Origin of the sequence: Alkalibacillus aidingensis (assembly GCF_014595945.1) — a bacterium.
In the GTDB taxonomy this organism is placed as follows: Bacteria; Bacillota; Bacilli; order Bacillales; family Alkalibacillaceae; genus Alkalibacillus; species Alkalibacillus aidingensis.
In genome coordinates, this window is the sequence record NZ_JABXWU010000022.1 from 1 (window position 1) to 1,545 (window position 1,545).

Below are 1,545 nucleotides of genomic sequence, written 5' to 3' on the forward strand. Positions count from 1 at the left end.
TTAAATCAAATGTGGCTTCATTGATAATCCAGTCATAGACTTTCTCTGTGTTAATACATAGAAGCTCTTGGTTTCCTGTCTGATTCTGGTCTTGCATATATGGGTACACCTCCATAATAGATATATCTTTCATAGGTAGCATATGTAGCGTTCTTTAAGTATGTCTAATGATATCGCTGAGTTTTTTTCAAAAACTTATCATTTATATTTTTCTCACATTTCGTTTCGAAAATTAATATGATAATAATGTCATAGAAAAGGTAAGGATGATAGGCGATAGTTTGCGAATGATAGCCTATTCATAGGATATTTACCTACAAATTCAGTTTAATCAATCATTAGAAAGGGTGATACATGCTATGGTATGTGAACAAGAAGGAAACAACAAAGAAACGAATCAATCTTCACATGTAAGTGAGGAACGTCATCTTCTAAATACTCAATTAGAAGACATCAATCAGACGCTTATCCAACTAAGAGAAGAAATGAGTGAGATTAAAAATAGCCTCAGTCAAATCGACGCCGAGAAATTGGCTGAAGAGATCACAAGCTTAACCCAGTCGCCTACGACAGATGAATCAACACATCATCAAGAAGCTCAACAACAGGAAGAAAGCGACATGACTCTCCAGCAGCCTTATAATCAGTCTGAACCACAAGAGAATCACGCTACAACCCATAATCCAACACCGAAATCTGATCAAACACCTTCAAGTTATCGGGAGTTACACCAATTTTTGTCTAAGTCTAAAAACATTGAGCTTGCGCCTAAAAAAAAAAGTAAATAACTATCGACAATCCTTAAATTTTCAATTAAAAAACGATCCCGAAGTAACCGTGATCAACTCACGAAAAACTCAAAAGCATAAGAAATATCGTAGGTGAACCAATGAATAAACACGCAAAAATAGTCTAATCACTCTAGTCACTGAATTAGCCTATTTTTAATAGATAATCTATAATGACCCAGTCTATTATAGATTTTTTAACTATAATAAAGTAAAAGAAAATAGTATGTCTTTTAGTAAAGGGGATGTAAATAGTGAAAGCGAAAATGTCAGGAAACGAACGAAAAAGGTTAAAGGCGGTCCAGTCTCACGCCACCACAACCTCACCCACTCCTAAAAAGAAGAAGCGCAAAAACTGTGGCTGTGGTGGGAACTAAAATCCTAGGTAGTAAAAAACTCTCCTAAGAGGTCGACGGGGGAGTTTTTTACTATGGTACTCAGGGTTGTCATAAACATAATGACGAAAGGATTAGCGTATACATAAATATTTAGGAAACATCCACGTACATACAGTAAAAAATACTCTACAAAGATCACGAAATAGTTTAATATAATTTCTTCAATCTCCACACTAGTACTACATCTATATCATTAGACTTCATATATTACTAGTATAGAGCTAATTATTTGACATGGAGGTGTCTTTCTATGAATGAAAATGTGAGTGGAAATATGAATGTTGGAGGCCAAGAGCTTCTATGTATTAACACAGAGAAAGTCTATGACTGGATTATCAATGAAGCCACATTTGATTTAA

The 1,545-nt window shown here is 34.7% G+C and carries 1 protein-coding gene; it reads left to right on the forward strand.

Going from position 1 to position 1,545, the window contains the following annotated elements; genetic code table 11:
* The first annotated feature begins 359 nt into the window (after positions 1–359).
* Positions 360–788, forward strand: a complete 429-nt coding sequence (locus HWQ49_RS14540) for a hypothetical protein (protein ID WP_188208354.1) — start codon at positions 360–362, stop codon at positions 786–788.
* Positions 789–1,545 lie beyond the last annotated feature (757 nt).

What these genes read in the sequence shown, in the direction of transcription:
- HWQ49_RS14540 (WP_188208354.1), top strand. Translation starts at nt 360, where the DNA reads ATGGTATGTGAACAAGAAGGAAACAACAAAGAAACGAATCAATCTTCA.